This is a genomic window from bacterium (assembly GCA_019637795.1).
Taxonomy (GTDB): domain Bacteria; phylum Desulfobacterota; class Binatia; order HRBIN30; family CADEER01; genus JAHBUY01.
Genome location: JAHBUY010000005.1, coordinates 354636 through 381117, shown reverse-complemented (window position 1 = coordinate 381117; position 26482 = coordinate 354636). Strand labels below are relative to the sequence as shown.

General features: G+C 72.1%; 22 protein-coding genes. 5 read left to right on the top strand and 17 right to left on the bottom strand.

Annotated elements, in window-relative coordinates; genetic code table 11:
- Positions 1-237: 237 nt before the first annotated feature.
- Together KF840_18665 and KF840_18660 are read left to right on the top strand one after the other, a co-directional pair.
- A complete protein-coding gene (locus KF840_18665) occupies positions 238-3324 on the top strand; it encodes a response regulator (protein MBX3026935.1) in 3087 nt (1028 codons plus the stop codon).
- A 42-nt stretch (positions 3325-3366) separates the two neighbouring features.
- Positions 3367-4866, top strand: a complete 1500-nt coding sequence (locus KF840_18660) for a hypothetical protein (protein MBX3026934.1) — start codon at positions 3367-3369, stop codon at positions 4864-4866.
- A 21-nt stretch (positions 4867-4887) separates the two neighbouring features.
- Here KF840_18660 and KF840_18655 read toward each other — a convergent pair whose 3' ends face one another.
- The 10 genes from KF840_18655 to KF840_18610 all read right to left on the bottom strand — a co-directional run bounded on the left by KF840_18655 (position 4888) and on the right by KF840_18610 (position 14898).
- Positions 4888-5835 (bottom strand): lipase family protein, encoded by a 948-nt coding sequence (locus KF840_18655; GenBank protein MBX3026933.1) that lies wholly within the window; start codon positions 5833-5835, stop codon positions 4888-4890.
- Between the two features lie 82 nt (positions 5836-5917).
- The gene (locus KF840_18650) at positions 5918-6670 is read right to left on the bottom strand and encodes a hypothetical protein (protein MBX3026932.1); all 753 of its coding nucleotides are present in this window, start codon (positions 6668-6670) and stop codon (positions 5918-5920) included.
- The gene (sufT, locus tag KF840_18645) at positions 6667-7215 is read right to left on the bottom strand and encodes a putative Fe-S cluster assembly protein SufT (GenBank protein ID MBX3026931.1); all 549 of its coding nucleotides are present in this window, start codon (positions 7213-7215) and stop codon (positions 6667-6669) included. The genes KF840_18650 and sufT overlap by 4 nt, the downstream gene beginning before the upstream one ends.
- 95 nt (positions 7216-7310) lie before the next feature.
- On the bottom strand, positions 7311-7757 hold the full coding sequence (locus tag KF840_18640) for an SUF system NifU family Fe-S cluster assembly protein (protein MBX3026930.1): 447 nt from the start codon (positions 7755-7757) through the stop codon (positions 7311-7313).
- Positions 7754-9013, bottom strand: coding sequence for a cysteine desulfurase (locus KF840_18635; protein MBX3026929.1), 1260 nt, complete (start codon positions 9011-9013; stop codon positions 7754-7756). Before KF840_18635 ends, KF840_18640 begins: the two co-directional genes overlap by 4 nt.
- Positions 9010-10317, bottom strand: coding sequence for a Fe-S cluster assembly protein SufD (sufD, locus tag KF840_18630; protein MBX3026928.1), 1308 nt, complete (start codon positions 10315-10317; stop codon positions 9010-9012). Before sufD ends, KF840_18635 begins: the two co-directional genes overlap by 4 nt.
- A complete protein-coding gene (sufC, locus tag KF840_18625; protein MBX3026927.1) occupies positions 10314-11078 on the bottom strand; it encodes a Fe-S cluster assembly ATPase SufC in 765 nt (254 codons plus the stop codon). The genes sufD and sufC overlap by 4 nt, the downstream gene beginning before the upstream one ends.
- A gap of 75 nt (positions 11079-11153) precedes the next feature.
- Complete coding sequence (sufB, locus tag KF840_18620; protein MBX3026926.1) at positions 11154-12599, bottom strand: Fe-S cluster assembly protein SufB; 1446 nt, start codon at positions 12597-12599, stop codon at positions 11154-11156.
- Between the two features lie 12 nt (positions 12600-12611).
- Positions 12612-13061 carry an SUF system Fe-S cluster assembly regulator gene (locus KF840_18615; protein MBX3026925.1) on the bottom strand — a complete coding sequence of 150 codons (450 nt, stop codon included), beginning with the start codon at positions 13059-13061 and terminating at the stop codon, positions 12612-12614.
- A 79-nt stretch (positions 13062-13140) separates the two neighbouring features.
- Complete coding sequence (locus KF840_18610) at positions 13141-14898, bottom strand: hypothetical protein (GenBank protein ID MBX3026924.1); 1758 nt, start codon at positions 14896-14898, stop codon at positions 13141-13143.
- 215 nt (positions 14899-15113) lie between these two features.
- On the opposite strand from KF840_18610, the gene KF840_18605 reads away from it, so the two are divergent.
- Entirely contained in the window at positions 15114-15866 is a 753-nt protein-coding gene (locus tag KF840_18605; protein MBX3026923.1) for a murein L,D-transpeptidase catalytic domain family protein, read from the top strand.
- 190 nt (positions 15867-16056) lie between these two features.
- Positions 16057-17670: a hypothetical protein gene (locus KF840_18600; GenBank protein ID MBX3026922.1), complete on the top strand. Its 1614-nt coding sequence runs from the start codon at positions 16057-16059 to the stop codon at positions 17668-17670.
- Between the two features lie 183 nt (positions 17671-17853).
- On the opposite strand, the gene KF840_18595 is transcribed toward KF840_18600, so the two are convergent.
- Positions 17854-19512, bottom strand: a complete 1659-nt coding sequence (locus KF840_18595; GenBank protein MBX3026921.1) for a PQQ-dependent sugar dehydrogenase — start codon at positions 19510-19512, stop codon at positions 17854-17856.
- A 274-nt stretch (positions 19513-19786) separates the two neighbouring features.
- The gene (locus tag KF840_18590) at positions 19787-20536 is read right to left on the bottom strand and encodes a 1-acyl-sn-glycerol-3-phosphate acyltransferase (GenBank protein MBX3026920.1); all 750 of its coding nucleotides are present in this window, start codon (positions 20534-20536) and stop codon (positions 19787-19789) included.
- 47 nt (positions 20537-20583) lie between these two features.
- Between KF840_18590 and KF840_18585 the strand changes: the two genes are divergently transcribed.
- The gene (locus KF840_18585) at positions 20584-21771 is read left to right on the top strand and encodes an acyl-CoA dehydrogenase family protein (protein ID MBX3026919.1); all 1188 of its coding nucleotides are present in this window, start codon (positions 20584-20586) and stop codon (positions 21769-21771) included.
- 10 nt (positions 21772-21781) lie between these two features.
- On the opposite strand, the gene KF840_18580 is transcribed toward KF840_18585, so the two are convergent.
- The 5 genes from KF840_18580 to KF840_18560 form a co-directional block, all read right to left on the bottom strand.
- Complete coding sequence (locus KF840_18580; GenBank protein MBX3026918.1) at positions 21782-22519, bottom strand: ZIP family metal transporter; 738 nt, start codon at positions 22517-22519, stop codon at positions 21782-21784.
- 36 nt (positions 22520-22555) lie between these two features.
- Positions 22556-22876, bottom strand: coding sequence for a hypothetical protein (locus KF840_18575; protein ID MBX3026917.1), 321 nt, complete (start codon positions 22874-22876; stop codon positions 22556-22558).
- Positions 22877-22928: 52 nt separating this feature from the next.
- Complete coding sequence (locus KF840_18570; GenBank protein ID MBX3026916.1) at positions 22929-24062, bottom strand: acyl-CoA/acyl-ACP dehydrogenase; 1134 nt, start codon at positions 24060-24062, stop codon at positions 22929-22931.
- Between the two features lie 31 nt (positions 24063-24093).
- Complete coding sequence (locus KF840_18565) at positions 24094-25275, bottom strand: acyl-CoA dehydrogenase family protein (GenBank protein ID MBX3026915.1); 1182 nt, start codon at positions 25273-25275, stop codon at positions 24094-24096.
- 108 nt (positions 25276-25383) lie between these two features.
- Complete coding sequence (locus KF840_18560) at positions 25384-26109, bottom strand: hypothetical protein (GenBank protein ID MBX3026914.1); 726 nt, start codon at positions 26107-26109, stop codon at positions 25384-25386.
- Between the last annotated feature and the right edge of the window lie 373 nt (positions 26110-26482).

Below are 26482 nucleotides of genomic sequence, written 5' to 3'. Positions count from 1 at the left end.
CTTTCTTGGGCAAAGCCCCCTTGCCCGTATCCCGGCCCTGACCAGAGGATCCGGCGAGGAGGGCGGGGCGGGCGAGGGCGGGATCCTCCCGGGCCGGCATCGGTCGGACGCCGGGCCGGTGTGGTCGACGGGGGTTTGTCGCTGCGGCGCGGTCGCGATCGGCTGAGGCGGCGCCGTGTCGAGCCCGGGCACGTGGCATGGCGGGTGCATCGGCCGGGCGTGATGGGGAGCGGCGGCGTGTCGTTCGGCCGGGACAGCGCGGCGGGCAGTCTGTCCGAGCTGCTGCTGCAGCGGCTGCGGGTGGGGCTGTGGCTCTGCCTGGCGATCTACGTCCTGTTCATCGTCATCGTCCTCGCCGACCTGCAGGCGACCCCTGATGTCCGCCTGCAGATCGCGTTGCTGCGCGGCCTGTGCGCCGCCGCTTTCGCCGCGGCGCTGCTCGCCCTGCGCCGGCCGGCGGTGCAGCCCTACGCGCTGCCCATCGGCGTCGCGGCGATGATTCTGGTGGCGATCTCCGCCGGTGCCTCGGGGGTATTGATTCCGCGCGACAACGCCCTCGTGCCCATGTCCTTCGTCGTCATGTCGATGTTCACGGCGGCGCTCCTGCCGTGGGGATGGCGAGCGCAGGCGCTGCTGGTCGCGGTGCAGGCGGCGACCCTGGTGGTCAACGCGCTGCTGGTTCCCGGCGGCGGCGCCGGCGCGCTGCTCCAGCCGACGCTGCTGCTGACCTTCGTGGCCTTCGTCGTGTCCCTCGTCGTCGCCCGCGAGGTCAGCCGCCATCGCGCCCGCATCGAGGATCGCGAGCAGGAGCGCGATTGCATGACGGCGGCGCTGCAGCAGAGCGAAACCCGCCTGCGGACGCTGATCGAGCAGACCTCCGATCTGATCACCATCGTCGATGCCGACGGCATCGTGCGCTACGAGAGCCCCTCGTTCGCGCACATCTTCGGCGGCCCCGCCGACGTCATCCTCGGGCAGTCGCTGTTCGCCTTCGCGCATCGCGACGACGCGGCGGCGATCCGCCAGGCGTTCGCGCACGCGCTCGCGTCCGCCGAGCCGATTCCGCCCACGCGCTGCCGCTTCCGTCGCTTCGACGGGTCGTGGTGCACCGTCGAGGCGGTCGGCAAGCGCCTCGACGACGCCGGCGGCGGCCGGCCGGGGATCATCTTCAATTCGCGCGACGTCACCGAGCGGGACCGCGCCGAGGCGCTGCTGGCGGTGCAGAAGCAGGTGCTCGGCATGATCGCCGAGGACGCGCCGCTGTCCGATTCCCTGCAGGCGATCGCCCACTTCGTCGAAGCGCAGGCGCATCGGGCGCTGTGCTCGATCCTGGTGCTCGACACCGCGACGGGGATGTTGCGCCACGGAGCGGTGCAGAGCCTGCCGCCGGCATACGCCGCCGCCACCGCATCCGTCGCCTTCGGCCCGGCCGTCGGCAGTTGCGGCACCGCCGCCTTCACCCGCCAGCGCGTCGTCGTGACCGACATCGCCACCGATCCGCGGTGGGTCGACTACGCGGCGGTGGCGCTGGCGCAGGGGCTGCGCGCCTGCTGGTCGACGCCGGTGCTCGCCACCACTGGCGCCGTGCTCGGCACGCTCGCCGTCTACTACCAGGAGCCGCGTGGGCCCACGGCCGCCGAGCTGCGCCTGGTCGAGACCATGGCCGATCTCACCGCCATCGCCATCGAGCGCAAGCACGCGGCGGTCGAGCTGCGCCAGGCGAAGGAGGCGGCGGAGGCGGCGAGCCAGGCGAAGAGCGAGTTCCTCGCCAACATGAGCCACGAGATCCGGACGCCGATGAACGGCGTCATCGGCATGACCGAGCTGGCGCTGAACACCGCGCTCACCGCCGAGCAGCGCGAGTACCTGGAGATGGCGAAGTCGTCGGCCGACTCGCTGCTGGCGGTGATCAACGACATCCTCGACTTCTCGAAGATCGAGGCCGGCAAGCTGGTGCTCGAGGCGAGCGAGCTCGATCTCGACGCGGTGGTCGACGCGACCCTGAAGACGCTGGCGGTCCGCGCCCACGCCAAGGGGCTGGAGGTGGTCTACGATCGCGCCCCGGACGTGCCGCCGGTGCTGATCGGCGACGCCAACCGCCTGCGTCAGATCCTGGTCAATCTGGTCGGCAACGCGGTGAAGTTCACCGATGCCGGCGAGGTGGTGGTGCGCGTCGAGCTCGAGGCCGCGCACGGGACCGAGGTGACGCTGCGCCTGTCGGTGCGCGACACCGGCATCGGCATCTCGGCCGAGCAGCAGACGCGCATCTTCCAGGCGTTCGAGCAGGCGGACTCCTCGACTACCCGCCGCTACGGCGGCACCGGCCTCGGGCTGGCGATCTGCGGCCGCCTGGCGAACATGATGGGCGGCCGCCTCTGGGTGGAGAGCGAGCCCGGGCGCGGCAGCACGTTCCACTGCACGGCCCGCGTCGGCGTCGCCGCGCTGGCGCCGCGCGCCAACCTCGACGGCGAGACGGTCGCCCAGCTCCGCGACCTGCGCGCCCTGGTGGTCGACGACAACGCCACCAACCGGCGCCTGGTCGAGCAGTGCCTGCGCAACTGGCGCATGCTGCCGACGGCCGTGGAGAGCGGCGCCGAGGCGCTGCGCGCCCTGATCCGCGCCCGCGCCGCCGGCACGCCGTTCCCGCTGGTGCTGATCGACGGCCGCATGCCGGAGATGGACGGCTTCGCGCTGGCCGCCCGCATCCAGGAGGATCCGACCCTCACCGGCAGCACGGTGCTGATGCTGACCTCGGACGATCGCCCGGGCGACCTGGCGCGCTGTCGCGAGCTCGGCATCGCCGCCTATCTGGTGAAGCCGATCCGCCAGTCGGAGCTGCTCGACGCCATCGTCACCGCGCTCGGCTCGCCCGAGCCGCGGGCGAGCGCCCCGCCGCCGGCGCCGCGCGCCGCCGGCGGCCGCGTCCTGCGGGTGCTGCTGGCCGAGGACAACCAGGTCAACCAGCGGCTGGCGGTGCGGCTGCTCGAGAAGCGCGGCCATCAGGTGGTGGTCGTCGACAACGGCCGCGATGCGGTCGCCACCGCGGTCGAGCAGCGCTTCGACCTGGTGCTCATGGACGTGCAGATGCCGGAGATGGACGGCTTCGAGGCGACGGCGGCGCTGCGCGCCGCCGAGCGCGGCACGGGCATCCGGCGGCCGATCATCGCCATGACCGCGCACGCCATGAAGGGCGACCGCGAACGCTGTCTGCTCGCCGGCATGGACGACTACCTGGCGAAACCGATCCAGCCCAGCGAGCTGTTCGAGCTCATCGACCGCATGCTGCCCGTCGAGGCCGACGCGCCGGCGCGCCACAGCGCCTGAGCGCGCGTCGCCCTCGCGGCGCCGGTGGTGTATGGCCGGCGCGTGACGCGCACCGGGTCGCTGGCGATCGCCGTCGCCTCGTCCGCCCTCTTCGCGGCGCTCGCGGGTCATCAGCTCGCCGCCCCCGGCCTCTACTACGACGAGGCGCACCAGGTGCCGGCGGTCTTCGCCTGGCTGGGCGGTCGGCCGGGGCACTTCTGCCGCGCCGTCCTCGGCGGCGTGCCCTGGATGACCATGAGCTACAGCGGCGCGGTCAAGTCGGCGCTCTTCGCCCTCGTGCTGGAGGCCAGCGGCTGGTCGTTCACGGTCGCCGCCTGGCGCTGGTTCGGCGTCGCCTTCGTGGTCGCCGGTTGGATCTGGTGCGGCAGCGCCGTCGGCCGGCGCTGGGGTGGGGTGGCGGCGCTGGTCTTCGCGGCGCTCCTCCTCACCGATGTGACCCTGCTGCTCACCACGCGCCACGACTGGGGGCCGACGGCGCTGGCGTTCGCGCTGCGCTGCGCCTTCATCGCCGTGTGGCTGCGGAACGACCGACCGACGCCGGCGGCCGCGGTCGCGCTCGGCGCCATCGTCGGGTTCGCCCTGTACGAGAAGCTGAGCAACGTGGTGCTGCTGCCGGCGCTGGCGATCGCCCTCGCCGGCGCGCCGCGCCGCCAGCTCGCGCTGGCCGTGCTCGGGCTGGCACTGGGCGGGGCGCCGCTGGCGATCGTCAACGCGGTGACGTGGTGGCAGGGCGAGGGGCCGATCTCGCTCTCGGACCTGACCGACCCGACGGCGCGGCCGTGGTGGCAGATCCTCGGCCACTATCTCTCGCTCGGCCAGGGCGACTGGGTGCGCCGCTGGGTGCTCGATCTGCCGGCGCCGCGACCGCTGATCGGCAGCGAGGCGCTGCTGACGCTGGTCGCCATCGGCGTCGGCTGCGCGCGCCGCGCGTCGCGCCGCTTCATGCTCGCCTACGTCGCCATCCTCGTCGTCCTGCTGCTGCTGCCGCGGCGCACCGGCGCGCACCACTGGATCGCCGGCACGCCGTTCCAGTACGTCGCCCTGGCGGTGCTCGCGGCGGGGCCGGCGCGGCGGTGGGGCGCGGCGCGGATGCTGGTCGCGCTGCTGGTGCTGCTGCGCCTGCCGACGTTGGTGACGACGATGACCGCGATCGCCGACCATCGCACCGCGCCGCGCTTCGATCCGGCGCAGACGCGCGCCGCGCAATGGCTGGCGGCGCAGCCGGACGCGATGGTGGTCGCCGCGACCTGGGGGATCGGCAACCAGATCGTCGCCTTCGCCAACGGTCGGCGCGACGCCTTCTACGAGCCGATCTACGACGACCGCGAGGTGGATGCCTTCCTCGACGCGCTCGCGCACAGCGACCGGACGACGCTGTACGTCGCGACCGTGCCGTCGATGACGCCGCTGTTCGCGCCGCGAACGGCACGGATCCTGGCGGCGATCGCCGGCGACGGGCGTTGGCGCGAGGCGCCGCTGGAGCCGCCGCCCGCCAACCCGGCGATCGTCATGGTGCGCAAGCTCGTGCGCGGCGATCCATGACCGCGGAGCGCGCGGGCGGCGTCAACCCGGATCGCAGCCGTCGGCGCCGCCGGCCATCCGCTTGCATGCCGTCGGGGTGTCCGTCCGGTCGCAGAGGGTCGCGTAGTAGTTGCACATCGCGTGATCCTCCTCGAGGTCGGTGAGATCGCGGATCGGTCGGCCGAAGGTGATGCCGTATTCGCTGTCGATGTGCTCGTAGAAATAGAAGGTGGGGTCGTCGCCGTGGAAGACCACGGCCACCGCCGGCGGCAGCTTCGGCACCTCGTCGTTGCTGTTGGCGATGCGCCAGCTCGTCGGCAGGGCGTCGACCAGCGAGGCGAACTCGGGATCGCCGACGCGCGGGCTGGCGAAGTTGTAGAGGATCGGCGCCGAGAAGCGGGTCGCCCGCGCCAGCTCCGGCGCGGCGAGCGTGGCGAGGGCGGCGCCGAGGCTGTGGCCGGTGACGTACAGCGTGGTGTAGCCGCTCGACGCCGCGAGCCCGTTCACCTCCGCGATGATGGCGGTGTTGACGGTCTCGTAGATGGTGGTGAACCCGGTCTCCGTCTTGCCGCCGCCGCTCACCGGCGCGTACGGCACCTGGGTGAAGGTCGCGTCGGAGATCCATTCCGCGATCGTCTTGGTGCCGCGGAAGACGACGTAGATCGCGTTGCCGCTGGTGGCGACGAAGGCGATCGGCACCTCCGACGAGAACGGCTCACCCGGATAGTGCTCGGGGGTCAGATACTGGGCCTGCAACGTGTACGGCGGCGGCAGGGAGAACGTCGTCCCCTGCTCGTAGTCGGTGAGCATCTGGTACGACTGCAGACAGAGCCGCCCGAGGGCGAGCGCGAGGCCGAGATCGAACGGCTGTTGCTCCTGTCCGATCACCGGCGTGGGCGTCGGGGTGGCGCCGCCGCCGTGGTGCCCGTCGCTCCCGCAGCCGCCGAGGAGGGTCGCGAAGCCGATCGTCAGGAGGAGCCGCCGCAGCATGACCATGGCCCCTTCTAGCCGGGGTGAGGCTTTGAGCAAACCGCGATGGGGGATCCGCTGGCGGGCCCGCCGCGGCGGGAGCCTATTCGACGGCGAGGGTGCGGAAGTAGGCGTCGTTGTCGAACGGCTGGCCGAGCAGGATGCCCTGGCCGCCGCGGTAGCCGTCCGGGTCGCAGGGCGGGGCGCCCTGATCGGTCAGCCACATGAGGACCGCGTCCTCGGCCGTCAGCTCGATGACGTAGCGGCGGCCCGGCTCGAGCGGCAGCGGCGTCGGGAAGAGGAAGCGTTGCCAGCCGGCCGCCGACGGGGGGAAGGTGGCGAACCGGGTCGCGCTGCCGAGCACCGCGCCGTCGATGGTGTCCTCGTGGACGAGCATCGAGACGCTGCCCTCGTACGGCGGCGCGGAGGCGCGCAGATACACCTCGGCGCCCGCCAGCAGCGGATGGGTCGGCGTGAACTCCTGTCCGATCGGCTGGTGGGCGCGGATCTGGTAGATGATGCTCGGCTTGTCGCAGGGGCCGACCGGACCCTCCCAGCGTTGGTCGATCACGGTTGGACAGCCGTCGAGCGCGTGCCCGACGGCGGCCACCAACTCGCCCACCGACACGCGGCCGTCGCCGTCGGCGTCGGCCGCGACGCAGCGGTCGAGCGCGCTCTCGCCGAGGGCGATCGACACGGCCAGCACCAGGTCGGTCACCCCGACCGCGCCGCGGCTGGCGCAGTCGCCACTGCAGGCGCCAACCGGCGCGGCCACGAGGCTGAGCGCCAGCAGCGCGCCGCCGAACCCGGCGGCGGCGCGGGCCGCGAATCCAGTGCTCGCCGGCGCCGGCGTCACAGCATGCCCAATTCGAGCTTCGCGGCCTCGCTCATCATGCTCTGGTTCCAGGGGGGATCGAAGACCACCTGGACCTCGGCGTCGGCGACCCCGGGGAGCGCGGCGATGCGGCGGCGGGCGTCGTCGGCGATGATGTCGCCCATGCCGCAGCCCGGAGCCGTGAGGGTCATCTTCACCGCCACCTTGCTGCCGCCGCTCGCCAGCTTCTCGATGGCGAGGTCGTAGACCAGCCCGAGCTCGACGATGTTGACCGGGATCTCCGGGTCGTACACCTGTCGCAGCTCGGCGTAGACCTGGTCCTCGCTCACCGGCGCGTTGGGATCGACGGGCGCCTGCGCGGCGCCGCCCGCCGTCTTGCCGATGGCGTCGGCGTTCGCCCCGGAGAGGCGATACAGCCCGCCGAAGCTCTGCACCTGCAGCGTGTAGCTGTCGCCGAGCGACTGGGTGATCACCGCCGGCGTGCCCGCCCGCAGCGTCGTCGTGACGCCCTGCGGGATCATGACCACCTCGACGTCGCGCGACAGGGTTACTTCTTCGAAGGGCATTGTCGACTCAATCCTTCACCGCCGCGGCGCGGAGTCGCGGAGAGCGCCTGCTGGCGGGCAGCCTCCGTGTCTCTGCGTCCCTGCGGTGACCATCGTCATTCCGTGGAGACGGGCTCGTCCTTGCCTTCCAGGGCCGCGCGGGCGGTGTGCCAGCACAAGGTGGCGCACTTGACGCGGGCGGGGAATTCGCTCACGCCCGCGAAGACGGCGAGCTTGCCGAGCTGCTCGGGGTCGGCGTGGCCGTGGCCGGTGACCAGATCGTGGTATTCGTTGAAGATCGCGTCCGCCTCGGCGCGGGTCTTGCCCTTCAGCGTCTCGGTCATCACCGAGGCGGCGGCGGTGGAGATGGCGCAGCCGTGGCCCTGGAAGGCGCAGTCGCTGACCCGCTCGCCGTCCATGTCGACGTAGACGGTGACGGTGTCGCCGCAGAGCGGATTGTAGCCCTCGGCCTTGGTGCCGTGCGCGAGGGCGTGGAAGTTCCGCGGCCGCTTGCTGTGCTCGATGATGACGTCCTGGTACAGCTCGCGCAGCTCGTCGTTCACGCGAACACCTCGATCACCGAGCGGACGCCGGCGACCAGCGCGTCGACCTCCGCCGTGGTGTTGTAGAAGGCGAACGACGCGCGCGTCGTCGCCGGGACCCGGAAGCGCTGCATCACCGGTTGCGCGCAGTGGTGGCCGGCGCGCACGGCGATGCCGTCGCGGTCGAGGATGGTGCCGATGTCGTGCGGATGGACCCCCTCGATGACGAAGGACAGCACGCTCGCCTTGTCGTGCGCCGTGCCGATGATCCGCACCTGCGGCAGCTCGGCGAGGCGGGCGGTGGCGTAGGCGAGCAGCTCGTGCTCCCAGGCGCCCATGGCCGGCAGGCCGATGCCATTGACGTAGGCGATGGCGGCGCCCAGGCCGACGACGCCGGTGATGTTCGGCGTGCCGGCCTCGAACTTCGCCGGCAGGCCCTTGTAGAAGGTCTTCTCGAAGGTCACGGCGCTGATCATCTCGCCGCCGCCCTGGTAGGGCGGCATGCCGTCGAGCAGCGCCGCCTTGCCGTAGAGCACGCCGACCCCGGTGGGGCCGAACAGCTTGTGGCTCGAGAAGGCGTAGAAGTCGCAGTCGAGCGCCTGCACGTCGACCGGCAGGTGCGGCACCGCCTGGGCGCCGTCGAGCAGCACCGGGATGCCGTGGGCGTGCGCCAGGCGCACCATCTCGGCCACCGGGTTGACGGTGCCGAGGGCGTTGGAGACGTGCACCACCGAGACCAGTTTGGTGCGCGGCCCGAGCAGGCGGGCGTAGGCCTCGAGGTCGAGCTCGCCGGCGTCGTTCATCGGGATGACGCGCAGCACGGCGCCGCGCTCGCGGCAGACCATCTGCCAGGGCACGATGTTGGAGTGGTGCTCCATCGCCGAGACGACGATCTCATCGCCGAGGTTGCACACCGCGCGGGCGTAGCTGTGGGCCACCAGATTGATGCTCTCCGTGGTGCCGCGGGTGAAGATGATCTCCTTGCGGTCGGCGGCGTTGAGGAAGTCGCGCACCGCGTCGCGCGCCGCCTCGAAGGCCGCGGTGGCGCGCTGGCTGAGGGCGTGCACGCCGCGGTGGATGTTGCTGTAGTCGGTGGCGTCGAAGCGGGCGACGGCGTCGATCACCTGGCGCGGCTTCTGCGCCGAGGCGGCGTTGTCGAGGTAGACGAGCGGCTTGCCGTGCACCTGCTGGGAGAGGATGGGGAAGTCGGCGCGCAGGCGCTCGACGTCGAGCGCCGGGGAGGCGGCGCGAGCGGCGGTGGTGGCGGCGCGGCTCACGCGAGCGCTCCCACGACGGCCGGCAGGCGATCGGCCAGCATGGCCTCCATCTGTCGCCGCAGCGACTCGACGGCGATCCGCTCGACGAGCTCGTTGGCGAAGCCGTAGATCAGCAGGCGGCGGGCGTCGGGCTGGTCGATGCCGCGAGCGCGCAGATAGAAGATCGCGTCGTCGTCGAGCTGGCCGATGGTCGCGCCGTGGCTGCACTTCACGTCGTCGGCGAAGATCTCGAGCTGCGGCTTGGTGTCGACCTGCGCGTCGTCGCTGAGCAGCAGGTTCTGGTTCATCTGTTGCGCGTCGCTCTGCTGGGCGTCGGGGCGCACGAACACCTTGCCGTTGAAGACCCCGGTGGCGCGCCCGGCGAGGATGCCCTTGTACAGCTCGCGGCTGGTGCCGCGCGGCGCGGCGTGGTCGATGGTGGTGTGATGGTCGACGTGCTGGGTGCCGTCGGCGATGTACAGGCCGTCGAAGTCGCAGACCGCGCCCGGCGCGTCCAGGCGGGTGGCGATGGCGCTGCGCGACAGCGCCGCGCCGAGGGCGACGGCGTGCGAGGCGAAGCGGCTGTCCTGGCGCTGCTCGGCGGCGATGGCGGCGAGGTGGTAGGCGCGCGTGTCCTCGCGCTGCACCTTGTGGTGCGCGATCGACGCGCCCGGGCCGACGACGATCTCGCTCACGGCGTTGGTCCAGTAGCGGCCGCGGCCGACGTACTGCTCGATCACGCTGGCGGCGCTGCCCGCGTCGGCGACCACCAGCACGCGCGGGTGACTGACGGTCGGCGCGCCGTTCGCCAGCGACACGAACAGGCAGTGGATCGGCGCCGCCAGCCGGCAGCCCGCGGAGAGATGCACGAACACGCCGTCCTGGACGAAGGCGCTGTTGAGGGCGACCACGCCGTCGTCGTCGATCGCCGCCAGCGAGCCGAGGTGGGGCTCGACCAGCGCCGGCGTCACGGCGATCGCCTCCGCCAGGCTGCCGACGGCGGCGCCCGGGGGCAGCTCGCGGCGGGTCGACAGGGCCTCGGCGAAGCGGCCGTTGACGAAGACCAGCTCGATCGCGCCACCGAGATGGTCGGCGGCGGCCAGCTCGCCGGCGCCGTCGATGCCGTCCGGGGCGAGCGCGAAGCTCTCGCGCGCGATCGGCGCGAGGTTGGTGTATTTCCAGTCCTCGATGCGGGTGGTCGGGAAGCCGAGCGCCGCGAAGCGAGCCATGCCGCGCTGGCGCAGGGCGCCGACGAACCCCGGCGCGCCGGCCGGCAACTGGCGTGCCGGCGCCAGGTGCTGCGCGATGTCGGGCTGCGCGGTCATGGCGCGGCGGCGACCTCGATGCCGGCGTAGCCATCGCGCTCGAGCTCGGCGGCGAGGCTCTTGTCGCCCGACTTGACGATGCGGCCGTGCGCCAGCACGTGCACGACGTCGGGCACCAGGTACGTGAGGAGGCGTTGATAGTGGGTGATGGCGACCACCGCGTGCTGGTCGTTGCGCAGCGCGTTGACGCCGTCGGCGACGACCTTCAGCGCGTCGATGTCGAGCCCCGAGTCGGTCTCGTCGAGGATGGCCAGCCGCGGTTCGAGCACCGCCATCTGCAGGATCTCGTTGCGCTTCTTCTCGCCGCCCGAGAAGCCTTCGTTGACCGCGCGGTTGAGGAACCTGGGGTCGAGATCCACCAGCCGCATCTTCTGCTTCACCAGGGCGAGGAAATCCATGGCGTCGATCGGCTCCTCGCCGCGGTGCTTGCGCAGCGCGTTGAGCGCCGTGCGCAGGAAGTAGGTGTTGCCGACGCCGGGGATCTCGACCGGGTACTGGAAGGCGAGGAAGACGCCCTCGCGCGCCCGCTCCTCCGGCGCCATCGCCAGCAGGTCCCGGCCGTCGTAGCGCACGCGCCCGCCGGTCACCGCGTAGCCGGCGCGGCCGGCGAGCACGTTGCACAGCGTGCTCTTGCCCGAGCCGTTCGGCCCCATGATCGCGTGCACCTCGCCGCGCCGCACCGTCAGGTCGATGCCGCGCAGGATCTCGGTGCCGTCGACCGAGGCCCGCAACCCTTCAATCTCGAGAATCACATCACCCATAGGTTGTTTTCTTCACCACGGAGGCACGGAGACACGGAGGCAAAACCCAAAGCGGATGTCTCCGTGGGCGCAATCCTATCCCACGCTGCCTTCCAGGCTCACGCCGAGGAGCTTCTGCGCTTCCACGGCGAACTCCATCGGCAGCTCCTTGAACACCTGCTTGCAGAAGCCGCTGACGATCATCGACACCGCGTCCTCGGCGGAGAGGCCGCGCTGCATGCAGTAGAAGAGCTGGTCGTCGCTGATTTTCGAGGTGGTCGCCTCGTGCTCGACGGTCGCCGAGGCGTTGCGCACCTCCATGTAGGGGAAGGTGTGGGCGCCACACCGGTCGCCGATCAGCAGCGAGTCGCACTGGGTGTAGTTGCGGGCGCCGGCGGCGCTCTTCATCACCTTCACCAGGCCGCGGTACGAGTTCTGGCCGCGGCCGGCCGAGATGCCCTTCGACAGGATCGTGCTGCGGGTGTTGCGGCCGATGTGGATCATCTTGGTGCCGGTGTCGGCCTGCTGGCGATGGTTGGTGAGCGCCACCGAGTAGAACTCGCCCACCGCGTTGTCGCCCTTGAGGATGACGCTCGGGTACTTCCAGGTGATCGCCGAGCCGGTCTCGACCTGGGTCCAGGAGATCTTGGCGTCGGCCTCGCAGAGACCGCGCTTGGTGACGAAGTTGTAGATGCCGCCGCGGCCCTCGGCGTCGCCCGGGTACCAGTTCTGCACCGTCGAGTACTTGATGGAGGCGCCGGCGTGCGCGTACAGCTCGACCACCGCGGCGTGCAGTTGGTTCTCGTCGCGCATCGGCGCCGTGCAGCCCTCGAGGTAGCTGACCGTGGCGCCGTCCTCGGCGATGATCAGGGTGCGCTCGAACTGGCCGGTCTTGGCGGCGTTGATGCGGAAGTAGGTCGACAGCTCCATCGGGCAGCGCACGCCGCGCGGGATGAAGCAGAAGGAGCCGTCGCTGAACACCGCCGAGTTGAGCGCCGCGAAATAGTTGTCGCTGTATGGGACCACCGAGCCGAGGTAGCGCTGCACCAGCTCCGGGTGCTCGCGCACGGCCTCGGAGAACGAGCAGAAGATGATGCCGTGCTCGGCGAGCCGGCTCTTGAAGGTGGTGGCGACGGAGACGCTGTCGAACACGGCGTCGACCGCGACGCCGGCCAGCAGCTCGCGCTCGCGCATCGGGATGCCGAGCTTCTCGTAGGTCTCGAGCAGCTTGGGGTCGACCTCGTCGAGGCTCTTGGGCGCGTCGGCGGCGGACTTGGGGGCCGCGTAGTAGGTGATGTCCTGGTAGTCGATCGGGTTGTAGTGGACGTTCTGCCAGCGCGGCTCGGTCATCGTCTGCCAGTGGCGGAAGGCGCGCAGGCGCCACTCGAGCATGAACGGCGGCTCGTCCTTCTTCGCCGAGATGAGGCGGATGACGTCCTCGTTGAGGCCGGGCGGAATGGTGTCGGCCTCGATGTCGGTGACGAAGCCGGCGTCGTATTCGCGGTTGATGAAGTCTTCGATCTTCGGGCTGGCGGAGGACATGGCAACCCTCTCCTACCCGCCGGCCGCCGGGCGGGCGGCGGGCAGCGGCATGACGCGCGGGCGGCGGGCGAGATCCGCCAGGGTGACGCTGTCCAGCGCCTGGCGGATGGCGAGGTTGATCAGGTTGAGATGGCCGCGCACCGGGCAGATCGGCTCGTGCGAACAGTCGCTCGGCGCCGCCGAGGTGCAGGTGGTGAGGGCGATCGGCCCCTCGAGGGCGGCGATGGCGCTGCTGACGGTGATCCGTTCCGGCGCCCGCGCCAGGCCGTAGCCGCCGTTGACCCCGCGCTGCGACTGCAGCAGGCCCTCGCGGGTCAGCAGGCGGAGCAGCTTGCTCACCGTCGGCAGCGGCAGATGGGTCTCCGCCGCCAACTCGTTGGCGGTGTGCACGGCATCCGGCGCCGCCGCCATATGGCTGAGCAGCACGATGCCGTAATCGGTGAGCCTGCCGATGCGAATCATTGATACCGGACTGGATTGGTCTTGTTTCTCTAACCAACCCGGGCCGGCGCATGCAACAGGGGGGGTGGGGGATCGCCCGTCAGCGCGGTGGCCGCCGGCGCTCGTGGAACCAGACGCGATAGCGCGCCATGCGCGCCGCCTGCTCGGCGGGCGCGTGACGCCGGCAGGTGGCCATCTCGGCGCTGCCGGGGGCGGCGCCCCAGCGGACCTCGACGCAGTCGTTGGGGTTGTAGGCCATCTCCAGCGCTTCGGCGCGGCCGAGGAGGTCGGCCAGGGTCAGCGTCCACGGCGAGCCGTCGCTGCGGGTGTAGGTCAGTTGCCGCGCCGCCGACTCGGCGCGCAGCAGGTCGTCGAGGTCCGCCCGCACCTCGGCGGCGCGGCGCCCCGCCGGCATGGCGAAGCGCTGCGGCTGCGCCTCGACCTTGGCCGGGAAGGCGCGCACGACGTCGAGCGCGATCAGGAGGCGCAGGTCGCGCGACGGGGTCGCGAAGTCCTCCCAGGCGCCGCTGGTCTCGAAGATCGAGGCGCCCTCGGGCATGGCGATGACGCCGGGATGGGCGGCGACGTACGCCTCGCCGTTGGCGACCGAGCGCAGGCGCGCGCGCATCTGCTCCTCGAGGGCATCGATGGTGGCGCGGAACACGCGCTCGGGGTCGACCGGCCGCGGCGAGAGCACGGCATCGACCCGATCGTAGAAGCCCTCGACGCCGGCGTCGTACTGCTCGAGCCCGTAGTCGCCGTAGTCGGGCGCGGCGGCGATCTCGCGGTTGGCGAGCGGCCGCAGCGCGCCGCGCTCGCCGACGACCGGGCGGAAGCGCTTGAATCCCGGGCTGCCCAGCGTCGGATCGAGGGCGAAGAGGAAGTTGCCCCGCCAGTAGCGCTTGCGCGCCACCGTGCCATCGGGCTGGGCGTCGACGGCGAGGAGGAGGCCGGGGCTCGACGGCGTCTGATCGACGCGCTGGACGAGCAGCAGCGTGTGCCCGTAGGGATCGGCGTACACGGTGCCCGGGCGCAGCCCGTCGACGGAGAGACGGGTGGGATAGAAGTCGCCGCCGTCGCTGGTCGCCGGCACGCGGCCGTTTCCCGACTGCACGGCGTCCTCCAGGGCGAGGAAGAAGCGCTGCGCCGCGGCGAGCTCGTCGCCGCCCGCCGGCAGGGTGGGGGCCGCCGACCAGCGCGGACAGCTCGGTGGGTGGCCGCCGTCGCCGCGCGAGCACTCGGACCAGCCGAACGGCAGCCCGAGCTTCCAGGCGAAGTAGGCGCGCAGCACGTAGGGCAGGTCGGCGCAGTCGGGCTCGAGGCGCAGGCCGCGCTCGCCGTCCTCGCCGAGCCCGAGGTGATCGAAGAGGAAGTTGCGCTCGGGTTGGCGCGTCACCTCGTGCAGCGAGCGCCAACTCGGTTCCGCCGCCAGCGGGTCGTCGAACAGCTTCTCGATCCACGCCGCGTAGAGGTCCTCGCTGGCGCGGTTCCACTGCCGGGCGATGGGCCATGCGCCGTCGCCGACCGGACGGCGCCCCGCCGCCGCGTCCACCCGCACCTCCTCGCACGCCATGGTCCCACCCAGGCACGCCCGATACGTGCCGGGGTGGCGGGTCGTCACCTCGACCTCCCACCAGTACGGCGGCCCGCCGTGGCGCTCGCGGGTGCGCGCCAGCAGCACGCCGCGCGGGTCGAGGACGGTGAGGGCGACGTCGAGCGGGCGTTCGGCGACGGCCATCGCGCGCAGCGGCCCGCCGGCCACCGGCGCGGCCGGACTGGCAAGGACGGCGACCGCATCCGGCGCGGATTCGCTCGCCGCCGCCGCGCCGGCGACGATGAGGAGCAGCCCGAGCGTCACTGGCGCTGGCGGCCGCGTGCGCCATCTCCCGATGCCCTTCACCCCCGATCGGGGACGCGTGCCGAGATCCCCCGCCCGAGCCTTGCCGATCATCCCGAGGCCATCCGCGCCATCATTCTCTTCTCCGCGCGCTCCGCGGTCAAAAAAGAGACGGCGCCGCGGCGCGCATCATTCCTGGTGACTTTCGCCGCCGTCCCGGCTACCTGCTCTTCGTCGTGAGGGATGGGGGCGCGAACGCCGCTGGGTGGCGCACGGGGTGGGTCCTGGCGTTGCTGACCTGGGCCCTGGCCGGCTGCATGGCCGCGCCGTCGCGGCTGTCGCCGCCGCCGGCGGCGCAGGTCGAGCCGGCGGCGCAGGCGTGGCCGCGTCGCGAGGTCCTCGACCTCGCCCTGCGGGCGTTCCGCTGCGGCGCCCGCGAGGGCCGCTTCCCCCGCCCGCTCCTGACCGTGATCGACTACAGCCTGCCGTCGACCGAGCGACGCCTGTGGGTCATCGACCTTCGCCAACGCCGGGTGCTGCACCAGGAACTGGTCGCGCACGGCGACCGCAGCGGCGACACCATGGCGGTGGCGTTCTCCAACGAGCGCGATTCGCACCAGTCGAGCCTCGGCCTCTTCCGTACCGACGAGGCCTATACCGGCAGTTACGGATACTCGCTGCGCCTCACCGGCCTCGAGCCCGGCGTCAACGACAACGCCCGCGCGCGCGCGATCGTCGTGCACGGCGCCTCGTACGTGAGCCGCGCCACCATCGCCCAGTACGGCAGGATCGGCACCACCTGGGGGTGCCCGGGCCTGCCCGAGGACGTCGCGCCGCAGGTGATCGACGAGATCGCCGGCGGGTCGGCGATCTTCGCCTACTATCCCGAACAGACCTGGCTGCGCACCTCGCGCTACCTGCACTGCGACGGCTCACTCGCCAGCGCCTCCGACGCCGACGCGCTGCTGGCGGGGCCTGGCGGGGGCTGACGGTCGGCGGGCCCGCGAGCGGGGACGCGATCCCCGACGCCGGGTCCTCGCGCTCGGCCGCCGATTCGTCGCCGTGCGGTCCATCGCCGCCGGGGCTGCATCGAGGACCGGCCAGCCGATCGCCGGGTCGGCGACGAGGTTGCGCATCGATCGGGGTTCGCTCGCTCCCGGATCGCGCTACTCTCCCTCCATGGCCGGCAACCGGACCCGCGCGGCCGGCGTGGCGCGATGGCGGTGGATCCTGCTCGCCGCCGCGCTTGGCGCGGCGGCGCCCGCCGGCGCATCGCCGCCCGCCGCCGCGCCGCCGCCGGCGCCGCTGCGCGCCTGCTTCCTCTCTCTGAACGAGCCCGACGAGCTCGACGTCTTTCGCTCCCATCTCGACGCGCAGCGCTTCGTCTTCACCGATCTCGGTCCCGCCGCCGCCCACCCGCCGCTCAGCGCCGCGACCAGCGGCGCGCCCCAGCCGTGGCTGCGCAGCGCCTGCCGCGCCGACCTCACCTGCGATCTGGTCGTCGTCTCGGGCGAGTTCGCCGGCCGGTTCTTCGGCCGCCGCGGCTACTCGCTCAGCCTGCAGGAGCTGGAGGAGGCATCGTGCGATCCGCGCTGCGCCGGCCTCTTCCATCGCCCGCGCGAGGTGTTCCTGCTGGCCTGCAACACCCTCGCGTCCAAGGACGCCGACAGTCGCACCCCCGAGGAGTATCTGGCGGTGCTGCTCGACCACGGCTTCGATCGCGCCGCCGCCGAGCGCGTGGTGGCGCTGCGCTACGGTCCGCTCGGCCCGAGCTTTCGCGAATCGCTGCGGCGCATCTTCGCCGGCGTGCCGCGCCTGTACGGCTTCGCGTCGGTGGCACCGCGCGCCCGCTACAGCGCCCCGATGCTCGAACGCTACCTGCGCGCGCGCCCCGACTACGGCGCCGCCCTGGCGACGCCGGGCGCCGACGGCACGCCCAATCGGGCCCTGCTCAGCGCCTTCGCCGGCACGGCGTTGATCCAGAGCAGCGGCATGTCGGCGGCGGAGAGCGCGGCGACCCAACACGACCAGATCTGCGCCCTCTACGACGAGCGGCGATCGGTGGGCGAGCGCCTGCGTGTCGCCTACGGGCTGCTGCTGCGCCCCGATGCCCTGGCGTTCGTGCCCACGCTGCAGGTCTTCCTCGCCCGTCATCCGCCGGCTGGCTACGACCAGGCCGAGCGCTCGGTGCTGACGGAGATCCAGGCGCTCGACGGCGCCCGCAGGGCCGTGCTCGACCTGCTGCCGCAACTGCACGCGTCGGCCCTGCAACTGGAGCTGGCGCACTTCGCCACGCTGGTCGGCTGGCTGCATCCGGCCGAGCTCCACGCCCTCGCGCTGCGCGCGGCCAGGCAATTGCTCGCCGAGCCGCTCAGCGACGAGACGGTCGACATCCTGTGCGCGATCACGGACCACGACTCGCTGCGCGACGACATCGCGGCCGAGCAGATCCCGCCACTGGCCTACGGCGATCCGCAGGGCCTGCGCCTGATCGCCTGCCTGGCGCCGCGCGACCGGCGCGTGCCGGCGCACGTCGTGCCGGCGCTGGCGGTCGGCGGCGACCCCATGCTGCGGGTGTGGGCGGCGCACGCGCTCGTCCGCCTCGAGCCCAACGACGAGGCCGTGCTGCTGGCGGTGGTGCCGTACGTGCGCGACCCCACGCCGGCGGTCGCCGAGCGCATCCGCTGGCTGATCCAGTCCCGGCGCCCGCTGCCGCCCGCCGTCGCGCGCGCCGTCGCCGCGGTCGACCCGACCCTGCTGCCGCCCCCCGCGCGCGGTCGGCGCGGTGGATAGCGTCGGCCGCTGCCGTGTCCCCTGTCGCGCCATACCCGGCGCGCGGGCCGCGATCTCCGCGCCGTCGTCGCCGCGCCTCGTGGTGTTCGCCACAGAGGAGCGCGGAGGGGCGTGCTCCTCCGCGCCCTCTGTGGCGGCGGGGCGACGCCCGGGGACGGGATCCGGCGTCGCCAGCTCGGCCGATCAGTCGCGCCCGCGCTCGTCGCGCCGCGCGTCGCCGCGATCCCGGTCGTCGTCCCGGCCGCCGCGGTCGTCATCGCGGTCGGTCCCGTCGCAGGGCCGGCCGCGCTGCGCGGTGGCGGTCGGCGTCCGCGTCGGGGTGGCGGTCCGCGCCAGCGTGGGCGTGCGGCTGGGCGTCGGCGTCCGCGTCGGGGTCTGGGTGCGCGTCGGGGTGCCGGTCCGCGTCGGATTGCCGATGACGATCGCCGTCGCCGTCGACTCCACGAAGGTCGCGGTCTGGGTCGGGGTCGCGGTCGCCGGCAATGGCGTCCAGGTGTCGGTCGCGGTCGGCGTGCTCGTCGCCGCCGCCGGCGGCGCGCCGGCGACGATCTGGAAGACCTCGCCGCCGCCGTCGACGATGTAGAGCTCGCCGCGCGCGTCCTCGCCGAAGGCGGTGATGTCGTCGATGCTCAGGCCGCCGCCGGGGGTGAGCTCGGCGGTGTGGTCGGCGTCATCGACCGCGACGCCGCCGTCGAGCGCGACGCTGCGGACGAAGGCGCTGCAGTGGTCGCCGTAGAAATATCGGCCCTGCAGATCGGGGAGGGCGCAGCCGCGGTAGACGAAGCCGCCGATGACGGCGCAGCCCTGGCCGTGGTCGTACTCGCGCACCGGGAAGGTGAAGCCGGCGGTCGGCGCCGGGCAGCTCGGGAACAGCGGCGCCGGCTCGAAGCAGAGGCTGCCCTCGAAGACATCCCAGCCGAGGTTGGCGCCGGCGCTGCCGGCCGGCAGGACGTCGATCTCCTCGCGCTGGTCCTCGCCGACGTCGCCGATCCAGAGCGCGCCGGTGACGCGGTCGAAGCCGAAGCGCCACGGATTGTGCAGCCCTTTCGCCCACACCAGGCCGAACATCGGGCCGAGCGCCGCGTTCGGGTTGTCGGGCGGCACGGCGTAGAAGGGCGGGGTCTCGACGTCGACGTCGAGGCGCAGGATCTTGCCCAGCAGGCTGAAGGCGTTCTGGCTGTTGTCGGACGGATCGCTGACGCCGCCGCCGTCGCCGAGGCCGTAGTAGAGGCGGCCATCGAGGCCGAAGGCGAGCTGGCCGCCGTTGTTGGTCGGGAACGGCTGCGGCACCACCAACAGGATGCGCTCGCTGCTCAGCGCCACGACGTCGGGCGCCGCCGTGGTGCTCTCGAAGCGCGACAGCACCGACATCCCGCGACCGTCGGTATAGGCGACGAAGACGCGGCGGTTGTTCCGGTAGTTGGGGTGGAAGGCGATGCTCAGCAGGCCCTGCTCGGCGCCGCTGCTGACGCGGCCGACGAGATTGAGGAACGGGGTCGGCAGCAGGCCGCCGTCGCGCAGGATGCGCACCGTGCCGCCGCGCTCGACGAGGTAGAGGCTGTTGGGATCGAGCGGCGGCGCGGTCACCTGCACCGGCTGGCTGAGGCCGGCGGCGACCCGCACCGCCGCGAGCGCCGTGCCGCTGTGGGTGGCGACGCCGGCGCAGAGCGCCGACGCATCCTCGAGCTGGCAGGTGGCGGAGCAGCCGTCGCCGCTCGTCGTGTTGCCGTCGTCGCATTCCTCCGGGGCGAGCACGGCGCCGTCGCCGCACTGCGCCGCCACCGTCTCCGGGGCGGCGGCGAGCGCGAGCGCGATCAATGCGCCACCGAGGTGCGTTGCCACGCTGTGTGAACGCCGAGCGGTCATCGCGATCCCCTCTCCCAGCGCGCCGCGCGCGCCCGCCGCCGGCGTGCCGCGCGACGTGATGTGCGCGGGCTCATGCCGGGGAGCGGTCGCGCTCGCCGCGACTGCTGCAGTGTTCGATGCGGTCGCGAACGCAGTGCAAGATGCGTTCTCGCAGCGCGACAATCGCGTCAGTGCCGCGAAGTGGTCGGCGCCGTCGAGATCGTGGCGCCGCGCGCGTGACGGTCCGTCGAGCGCGTGGCGCGCGCGGCCGTCAGGCGCTCTCGCGCGCGGCCGCTTCGCCGAGCTCGGCGGCGATCAGCGCCCGCACGTGATCGGTCAACGCCTCGACCGAGAGCGAGGCGACGCGCGCATACGGGATCGCATCGAGGACCCGAATGCGGATCGCATGCCGTCCCTGCAGCACGAAGCCGCGCTTCGGCAGCGCCGCCGCGGTGCCCTCGACGACGATCGGCAGGATCGGCGCGCCGACCCGCTTGGCGAGCGTGAACGCGCCGTGCTTGAACGCCTTCAGGCGGCCGTCGGCGGAGCGCGTTCCCTCGGGGAACATCATGATCGAATTGCCCTCGCGCAGCGCCTGCTCGCTGGCCACCATCATCTGCTCGACGCTCTCCTTGTCGCCGCGCCGCAGCTTGATGTAGCGGTTGAGGCTCATGTTCCAGCCGATGCAGGGGACGCGGAAGTTCTCGATCTTCGATACCCATTTGAAATGGGTGAAGAGGCGGAAGAGCACCAGGATGTCGAGCAGCGACTGGTGATTGGCGACCATGACGTAGGCGGCGCCGGGATCGATCTTGTCGCGGCCCTCGACGTGCACGCGCCACACCGGGTTGAGCCACGAGTAGAGCGACGCCCAGAAGCAGGTGAACCGGTGCAGCAGCACGAGGCGCCGGTCGAACCAGACGGTCGCGGCCCAGATCAGCACCGCGATCGGAAACAGCAGCAGCGAGCTGACGACGAGGAACACCCAGAACAGCGTCGAACCGAGACGGCGCAGCAGCATCGGACCCATCTACCACAGAGGGCGCTGAGGGCCACAGAGGAGGGGCGATGAGCTTCCAGGTTCCCGAACACATCCGGCCGCTGCGCGCGCGCGTGCGGCAGTTCATCGAGGAGCGCATCTATCCGCTGGAATCGGCGCTCGACGCCGGCGGCGAGGCCGGCCGCCTGGTGCTGCGCGGGCTGATGGCGGACGCGAAGGCGGCGGGTCTGTGGGCGCTGGGCCATCCGCGGGAGCTCGGCGGCGGCGGCCTGCCGTTCCTCGACTACGTGTACGTCAACGAGGTGATCGGCCGCTCCGAGCACGCGATGGTCGCGCTCGGCACGCACTCGCTGCAGGACTCGATCATGCTCAACCTGCACGCCTCGCCGGAGTGGCGCGACCGCTACCTGGCGCCGCTGGTCGCCGGCGAGGTGTTCCCCAGCTTCGCCATGACCGAGCCGGAGGTCGCCAGCTCGGATCCGACCCAGTTGCAGACCACGGCCACGCTCGACGGCGATCACTGGGTGATCAACGGCCGCAAGTGGTTCACCACCGGCGCCAACGTCGCCGCCTACACCACGGTGATGGCGCGCACCGAGCCCGCGGCGCCGCCGCACGCCGCCTTCAGCATGATCATCGTGCCCACCGACACGCCCGGGTACACCATCGTCCGCGAGGTGCCGGTGATGGGCATGCACGGCGGCCATTGCGAGGTGGTCTACGAGAACGTCCGCGTGCCGCGGCGCAACCTGCTCGGCGAGCGCGGCGCCGGCTTCCTGATCGCCCAGCAGCGCCTCGGGCCGGGGCGGATCTTCCACTGCATGCGCTGGCTCGGCCAGGCGCAGCGCGCCTTCGACCTGATGTGCGAGCGCGCCCTCGGCCGCGCCGCGTTCGGGTCGCCGCTCGCCGACAAGCAGCAGGTGCAGCAGATGATCTTCGAGACCGCGGCCGAGATCCAGGCGTGCCGGCTGCTGACCCTCGACGCGGCGCACAAGATCGACCAGGGGGATCCGGCGCGGGTGGAGATCGGGCTGATCAAGGTGGTCGGGGCGCAGATGCTGCACCACGCGATCGACCGCGCCATCCAGGTGTTCGGCGCCAAGGGCGTCAGCGCCGACACGCCGCTCGAGCGCATGTACCGCCATGCCCGCTTCGCCCGCATCTACGACGGGCCCGACGAGGTGCACCGGGTCAGCGTCGCCCGCCTCATCCTGCGCGCCTACCAGCGGGGCGCGGGCTGGGACTTCGGCGGCTGAGCCGCGACGGTCAGCCGGCGATGCGGATGGTGAGGAACAGGACCAGCGCGCCGAGCAGGGTCATGAAGGTCGTCCAGAAGGTCGGATGCGCGTGGTGGCTCTCGGGGATGAGGTCGGCGGCGCCGATGTAGAGGAAGAAGCCGCCGAACAGGGCCATCAGCAGGCCGAGCGATGCCTGGGAGGCGCTGACGAGCAGGGTGAGGAGGATGCCGAGCACCGGCGCGATCGCGTCGAGCAGCAGCCAGCGCAGGGCGCTGCGCAGGTCGCCGCCGTGGCGCACGATCACGTTGACGGTGTTGATGCCGTCGGAGAAGTCGTGCACCAGGATCGCCAGGCCGACGACGAGGCCGACCGACGGCGAGACCTGGAAGGCCAGGCCGATGCCGATGCCGTCGAGCAGGCTGTGCAGCGACAGCGACCCGGCGCGCACGCTGCCGCGGGCGTCGACGCCGTGGCGGTGGCCGTGATCGTGCTCGCCGCCGGCGTGGGCGTGTCCGAGCAGGAGCAGTCGGTCGAACAGCAGGTAGAGGAGGAAGCCGGCGGCGACGACGGCGGTGACGGTGGCGGGCGGGTGGTGGCCCTCCGACAGCTCGATCGCCTCCGGCAGCAGGTCGAAGAACGCCACCGCCACCACCGCGCCGGCGCTGAAACCGAGGATCAGGTGCAGGCGGTCGCGCAGGCGCAGCGCCACGGCGCCGCCGAGCATGGTGGCGGCGAACGCCGCGGCGGCGAAGACGAGGACGTTCATGCGGCGCGTCCGACGCGGGCGAGCGGAGGCGGCTCCCTATGGCGCGCGGTAGGCGATGGCGCGGTATTCGACGAAGGGCCCCGCGTCGCCCTCGCCGTCGCGCTCGAAGACGAGGGCGTCGGCGCCCATCGACGCCGCGGCCTGGCGCAGCGCCGTCTCCACCTGCTGCGCGCTGGCGCCGCCGCGCGGCGTGGCGCGGATCTTCCCGAGGCGCACGTACGGTCGGACCGGATGGCGGCGCAGCACCTCCACCTGCGCCGGGTCGGTCGGCGCCAGCGTCGGCGCGCCGAGGCGCGGGAACTTCGAGGTGAGGACGCTGCCGCTGCAGGCGGCGAGCAGCGCGACGGCGACGGGCACGAGGCGGACGGCCCGCGGCGCGGGTCCGCACGCGGGCCGAACGCGCAGCGGACTACGTATCATACGACTCCGCGTTCGCCATCGCCGCGCCCAGCTTCGCCAGGTGCTGGGTGGCGCCGCCGAGGGACAGCTCGATCGCCTTCGACCAGAGGAAGTAGCGGTGCACCGGGTAGTCGAGGTCGAGGCCCATGCCGCCGTGCAGGTGCTGGGCGGCGTAGGTGGTGAAGTGACCGCCCTGGGCGGCCCAGAACTTGGCGACGTCGACGTCCTCGCGCGCGGCGCGGCCCTCGGCCAGCTTCCACACCGCCTGCCAGGCGGTCCAGCGCATGCCCTCGACCTGGATGAAGGCGTCGGCGGCGCGCTGCGCCACCGCCTGGAAGGTCGCCAGCGGCTTGCCGAACTGCTTGCGGGTGGTGAGGTAGCTGGCGGTCATGCGCAGCGCCGCCTCGGCGACGCCGACATTGGTCGCGCACAGCGCCGCGATGGCGCGCTGCACGGTCCAGTCGACGATCGCGCCGCCGCCCTGCGGGTCGCCGAGCACGTCGTCGGCGCCGACGGTGGCGCCGCTCAGCCGCAGCTCGGCCAGCGGCTCGCCGTTGGTGGCGACGTCGCGCTGCAGCTCGACGCCGGCGGCGCGCGGGTCGACGAGGAAGACCCCGGCGGCGGCGTCGCCGGTGCGCGCCGGCACCAGGATGCGCGCCGCGAGGTGCGCGGCGGGGACGCAGGCCTTGGCGCCGTCGAGCCGCCAGACGGCGCCGTCGCGCCGGGCGGTGGCGGTGATCGCCGCCGAATCGTCCCAGCCGTTCTCGGTCAGCGCCGCCGTCAGCACCGTCTCGCCGCGCGCCACCCCGGGCAGCCAGCGCTGCCGCTGCGCCTCGGAGCCGAAGAGGTTGATCGGCAGCGCCGCCAGCGCCAGCGTCGGCCACAGCGGCACCGGCGCGACCGCGCGTCCCTGCTCCTCGAGCAGCACGGCGAGCTCGAGGAAGCCGAGGCCGCTGCCGCCGACGTCCTCGGGCAGCGCCACGCCGAGCAGATTGGCCCGGGCGAGCTCGTCCCACAGCGCGCGGTGGAACCATTCCGGCGACTGTTCGACGGCGCGCAACTGCTCGTGCGTGCCGTGGTCCTCGAAGATCTTGCGCGCCAACTGGCGCAGCGCGTCCTGTTCCTCGGTGAAGGCGAAATCCATCTCGGTGTGCCTCTGTCCGTCTCGTGGGGGATCAGCGAATCGACCGCGGCATCTGCAGCCCGGCCATGGCGATGATGTCGCGCTGCACCTCGTTGGTGCCGCCGCCGAAGGTGAGGATCAGCATGGCACGATAGAGCATCTCGAGGCGACCCTGCAGCACGGTGGCGGCGGAGTCCTTGCGCAGCGCGCCGCCCTGGCCGACCACCTCGAGCAGCAGGCGGTAGGCGTCGACGTAGAACTCGCTGGCGTACACCTTCACCGTCGAGGCGTCGGCGAAGTTGACGCCCCCGTTGGTCATGCACCACGCCTGCCGCCAACTGAGCAGCCGCAGCGCCTCCCACCCGGCGCGCACGCGCGCCAGGTTGAGCTGCACCCACCCCTGATCGATCACGCGGCGACCGTCCGCGAGCCGGGTGGCCCGCGCCCACTGCCGCACCTCCTCGAGATTGCGGCCGAGCGGGCCGACGGTCATCAGGGCGATGCGCTCGTGGTTGAGCTGGTTGACGATCAGCGACCAGCCCATGTTCTCGCCGCCGACCAGCGCCGACTTCGGCACCCGCACGTCCTCGAAGTACGTCGCGTTGGTGCGCACCCCCGCCATGGTCCAGATCGGCGTCAGCTTGAAGCCGGGCAGCTTGGTGTCGACCATGAAGATCGAGATGCCGGCGTGCTTGGGGGCATCGGGGTCGGTGCGCGCCGCCAGCCAGATGTAGTCGGCGTAGTTGGCGAGGCTGGTGAAGACCTTGGTGCCGTTGATGACGTAGTCGTCGCCGTCCTTCACCGCCCGGGTGCGCAGCGAGGCGAGATCGGTGCCGGCCTCCGGCTCGGTGTAGCCGATGGCGGCGTGCAGCGTGCCCTGCAGGATGCGCGGCAGGAGCTCCTTCTTCTGCTCCTCGCTGCCGAACTGCATGATGGTGTTGCCGACCGAGTTGATGGTCAGGAAGGGCAGGGGGAAGCCGGCCCGCTGCACCTCGTCGCTGAAGATGAACTGCTCGATCGGGGTCCGCCCCTGGCCGCCGTATTCGACCGGCCAGCCGATGCCGATCCAGCCGTCGGCGCCCATCTTCTGCAGCGCCTGGTGGTAGAGCGGGCCGCCGCCGCCCTCGCCGCTGCTCTGGATCTCGCGCGTCAGCTCCTCGGTCATCATGGCCGCGAAATAGGCGCGCAGCTCGTCGCGGAGCTTCTTCTGCTCGGGGGTGAAGTCGAGGTACATGGAATCCTTTCGGAGGTCGTCAGGTCGTCACGTCGTGGTGTCGTTGGTCGGAGGACGCGGATCGGTTCGGCGCCACGACGAACACCCTCGCACCCGCACGACCTGCAGTTACTCGCCCCAGTTGCTCAGGTCGACTCCCAGGGCCTTCAGGCCGGCGATGATGCGCGCCGGCTTCACCGCCACCGGCGGCCAGTCGTAGCGGTGCATGCGGTTGGCGGCGGTGTCGGCAACGAAGCGGCGCGCCTGGTCGAGGGTGACGAGCACGCCGCGGCGGGCGATCCGCTGCTCGTAGCGCTCGGCGTGGTCGGCGTCGTGGACGAAGTTCATGCTGTCGCACATCGAGACGATGTTGGTCGTGTTCCAGTCGCGCGGGCTGGCGCTGATGTGGATGCGCACCGCCTCCGGCGACGCCGCCAGCACCGCGCCATCGCGGGTCGTGATCGACACCGGGGCGAGGCAGCAGGCGCAGTACGACTCGAGGCGGATCTCCCTGCCGGCGAACGGCGGCATGCGCGACAGCGCGATCGATTCCATCGCGCAGCCGGCGTAGCAGTGGAAGCGGCCGTCCAGGTGCACCTCGACCTGGCTGGGAAAGCTGGAGAACGGCTGCGCCTTCAGCAGGTTGCAGTTCTGCGTCTCGTGATCGACGACGCAGATCACCCCGAGGTCGAGCTGCCGGTAGGCGGCGATGATCCGTTCGCGGTCGAGCCCGGTCGCCTCGTGCGCCGCGCGCAGGTTGGGGCCACGCCCGTTGGCGCACCAGTACTCGTAGATGAACTGGCGCAGCGTCAGCGCGTCGGCGCTGAACTGGAACTCGGGAACGTCCTGGGTCATCCGTCGATCCGCAAACGGGCGTTTGGCTAACACAGATGCACACCGATGGCCACCGATGGGCGCCGACGAGCGCGGATGCAGCCTGGCTGCGTGCGCTGCCGCGGCGGGGGATCGGTCGACTACGCGCCGTACTTTTCCACCAGGTCGCGCAGGGTGACGTAGAAGACCGACACGAAGGGGATGGCGAGAGTGCGTCTTCTTGCCGGCCGATCGTCGGCTCCGGCCTGGCGGGCGATGTTCTGGCGCGCGATCGCCAGCCGCGCAGCGTCGTGCGCAGCTCGACGTAGGCGCTGGCGACGTCGCCGATCAGCGTCACCAACAGTCGTAGCGCGACGCCGCCGCGTGTCCTTCTTCCAGCACCCGACCCTCTCCG

What these genes read in the sequence shown, in the direction of transcription:
- sufD (MBX3026928.1), bottom strand. Translation starts at nt 10,317, where the DNA reads ATGACCGCGCAGCCCGACATCGCGCAGCACCTGGCGCCGGCACGCCAG.
- KF840_18655 (MBX3026933.1), bottom strand. Translation starts at nt 5,835, where the DNA reads ATGCTGCGGCGGCTCCTCCTGACGATCGGCTTCGCGACCCTCCTCGGC.
- KF840_18590 (MBX3026920.1), bottom strand. Translation starts at nt 20,536, where the DNA reads ATGCTGCTGCGCCGTCTCGGTTCGACGCTGTTCTGGGTGTTCCTCGTC.
- KF840_18570 (MBX3026916.1), bottom strand. Translation starts at nt 24,062, where the DNA reads ATGGATTTCGCCTTCACCGAGGAACAGGACGCGCTGCGCCAGTTGGCG.
- sufB (MBX3026926.1), bottom strand. Translation starts at nt 12,599, where the DNA reads ATGTCCTCCGCCAGCCCGAAGATCGAAGACTTCATCAACCGCGAATAC.
- KF840_18600 (MBX3026922.1), top strand. Translation starts at nt 16,057, where the DNA reads ATGGCCGGCAACCGGACCCGCGCGGCCGGCGTGGCGCGATGGCGGTGG.
- KF840_18560 (MBX3026914.1), bottom strand. Translation starts at nt 26,109, where the DNA reads ATGACCCAGGACGTTCCCGAGTTCCAGTTCAGCGCCGACGCGCTGACG.
- sufC (MBX3026927.1), bottom strand. Translation starts at nt 11,078, where the DNA reads ATGGGTGATGTGATTCTCGAGATTGAAGGGTTGCGGGCCTCGGTCGAC.
- KF840_18615 (MBX3026925.1), bottom strand. Translation starts at nt 13,061, where the DNA reads ATGATTCGCATCGGCAGGCTCACCGATTACGGCATCGTGCTGCTCAGC.
- KF840_18565 (MBX3026915.1), bottom strand. Translation starts at nt 25,275, where the DNA reads ATGTACCTCGACTTCACCCCCGAGCAGAAGAAGCTCCGCGACGAGCTG.
- KF840_18580 (MBX3026918.1), bottom strand. Translation starts at nt 22,519, where the DNA reads ATGAACGTCCTCGTCTTCGCCGCCGCGGCGTTCGCCGCCACCATGCTC.
- KF840_18585 (MBX3026919.1), top strand. Translation starts at nt 20,584, where the DNA reads ATGAGCTTCCAGGTTCCCGAACACATCCGGCCGCTGCGCGCGCGCGTG.
- sufT (MBX3026931.1), bottom strand. Translation starts at nt 7,215, where the DNA reads ATGCCCTTCGAAGAAGTAACCCTGTCGCGCGACGTCGAGGTGGTCATG.